This is a genomic window from Thiorhodococcus mannitoliphagus, from assembly GCF_010915725.1.
Taxonomy (GTDB): Bacteria; Pseudomonadota; Gammaproteobacteria; order Chromatiales; family Chromatiaceae; genus Thiorhodococcus; species Thiorhodococcus mannitoliphagus.
Window position 1 is genome coordinate 1 of sequence record NZ_JAAIJR010000294.1, and the last position, 2,182, is coordinate 2,182.

Annotated in this window: 3 protein-coding genes; all 3 read right to left on the bottom strand. The window is 64.7% G+C overall.

The window, feature by feature from the left end:
* Positions 1-172 precede the first annotated feature (172 nt).
* The 3 genes from G3480_RS26260 to G3480_RS26270 all read right to left on the bottom strand — a co-directional run bounded on the left by G3480_RS26260 (position 173) and on the right by G3480_RS26270 (position 1,767).
* Positions 173-646 carry a hypothetical protein gene (locus G3480_RS26260; RefSeq protein ID WP_164657148.1) on the bottom strand — a complete coding sequence of 158 codons (474 nt, stop codon included), beginning with the start codon at positions 644-646 and terminating at the stop codon, positions 173-175.
* The gene (locus G3480_RS26265) at positions 643-1,050 is read right to left on the bottom strand and encodes a DNA methyltransferase (protein ID WP_164657149.1); all 408 of its coding nucleotides are present in this window, start codon (positions 1,048-1,050) and stop codon (positions 643-645) included. The genes G3480_RS26260 and G3480_RS26265 overlap by 4 nt, the downstream gene beginning before the upstream one ends.
* A 111-nt stretch (positions 1,051-1,161) precedes the next feature.
* A complete protein-coding gene (locus G3480_RS26270; RefSeq protein WP_164657150.1) occupies positions 1,162-1,767 on the bottom strand; it encodes a DUF502 domain-containing protein in 606 nt (201 codons plus the stop codon).
* Positions 1,768-2,182 lie beyond the last annotated feature (415 nt).

A 2,182-nucleotide genomic window follows, 5' to 3' on the forward strand; every position in this document is an offset into this window, starting at 1 on the left:
CGTCTGCCACCCCCCTGTAAACCCCTCCACGACACCGGTGGGGGGGCGGGCCCCCCGCCCCCTTGGCGCCCCGGGGGGGGGGGGCCCCCCGCTCCCACCGGTCGTGCGCTTGGACCAGACGATGATCGAGGCCCCCGAGCAAGAACACGGTTTCACCAAAGTAAACCTCAGGCTACCAGTACCACGCATGGAGGGCCTGCTGGACCCTGCGCAGATGATGGCCCCAGTGCGAGATGAACCCAAGCTGATAATGGAAGAGCGCATCTCCGTCAGAGGTTGAGCGGAAGCGCCATTGGATGCGCGCGAGATCATCGACGATCTCGGACAGCTCCACGGCAGGACAGTCGATCTGTGGTCGACCCTCTCGCGCCTCTGACCTCACATGCCCAACCCAGGCGAATGCCTGACGGCTCGAAGCCGCCCAGTCCGCATCCGGTGGCTCGGTCTCCACCGCGACATCCCCATGCTCGATCTCTTCGCGCCTTATCTGGTGTGCCAGCCAAGCCAGCTCATCCAAGAGCCGGATCAAGGCTTCCAATGCGGGTGGGTTGCCCGGATCGGCCGCCATGAGGTGAAGAAAGCGACCAACGGCCGCGGCGATCGGGTGCCGTGATCTCCGCTGAGCCCATGTTGCCGCCGAGCTCACGCAGCCCTCTCGACCGCGACCGCCAGGCGCCGCCCAACTGCCAGCAAAGCCCGCTCCAGCGTCGCCGCCTGATCCTGCGGAAAGCCGGCTGTCTTGAGCTTCTCCAGCAATTCCAGGGTGTCGAATGTCACTGTCGCCTCTGCGAATGTCGTCAGTTGAGTCTTGCAAAGAATCCGCTCCAACACCTTGCGGTTGGCCCCGCCGCGAATGCTGTTGGTCGCCACCAGCCCGGCCGCTCGGCACTGTCCCGCGACAAGGTGTGCTCGCGCCTTCTCGAACCAATAGGTGAGGAGATCCGCCCCCGCGGGAACCCGACCGGCATAGAGTCGTTCCAGCGCCTCGAAGTCATCATCACCCAAGGCGCCGCGCTTCTTGCTCCCGCCCAGAAACGGCGGATTCCCCACGATCACATCCGCCTCCGGCCATTCCGGCTCGCTGCCGTCGGCGTTGAGGATGGCGTCTTGCTGGCGGATGGTGTCGAGCGGTTTGTCGCGCGGGCTTGATCCCGCATGAGTTCAGGTGTCGCGCGTGACCTTGCCCGGTCTCATCAGAGAGCCGCCCGTGAGCACGGCCCGCATGGCCTGCTCGGTGCCAACGTCCAACGGCTTGACCCGGTCGCGAGGCATGTAGAGGGTGTAGCCGCCGATTTGGTAGCTCATCGGCAAGAAGACCGCCACTTGGTCCTGCCTGGAATCAGGCTCGTCGTCTGGTAGACGGGCCTGCTCCTGCATCACGAATCCGACCAAGCGCATGCCGTTCAGCTCGACGGATACAGGCCGTCCGAGCGACCCATCGCCATTGCGCGAGAAGAGCTGCGCCATATCTTTGAGGCCTTGAAAGAGGCTCTTGACCAAGGGGATGCGATCGACAATCCGCTCGGCCAGTCCGACTAGCCAACGCACCAAGAAAATATTGGCGACCAGCCCGGTCACAATGGTCAGCAGGATGCCAACGGCCAGTCCCAGGCCTGGTAGATACCAGTCGTCGGGGAGGATCCGCCGCAGCAGGTCGCCGACGATCAGCTCGACGCCGCCTCCGAGCCAGATGACTAAGGCCACAGTGATGATGAGCGGGGCAAGCAGGGCGATGCCCTGTAGGAAGAGATTGCGTAGATGTGTCATCCAAGCTCCAATCTGCATCGAATACTCCTAGAACAAATTGGTGTGATAGGACCCTGCTCGGCGAGCGAAACGCGCGGCGCCTTGCAGGGCTTGTCTGTGAATAGCCTACGCGAGATCGGGCGCGGCTTGTGTCTCCTGCTGGGGGCGGGAGGTCTGGCTGCGTCGTCGCGGCTCCGCGCTCGGAGGCCTCGAAGGCAATCTCTAAGCCGCCTACCCCTGTGTAGAGACCGATGGTGTTGATCATCGAACCGTCCAGTCGGTTGAGTCGACACCCTGAATCCTTCAAGGTAAAGCGACGTGGGAGCGGCGGCCCCCCCCCCCCCGGGCGCGCAAACGGCGGGGGGCCCCCGGCAACCGGAGGGGGGGGCACCCAGGCGGGAAGGGGGGGGTGGGATTTGTGGGGGCCCCCCCCGGG

Coding starts and splice junctions, on each gene's coding strand:
- G3480_RS26270 (WP_164657150.1), bottom strand. CDS start 1,767: ATGACACATCTACGCAATCTCTTCCTACAGGGCATCGCCCTGCTTGCC.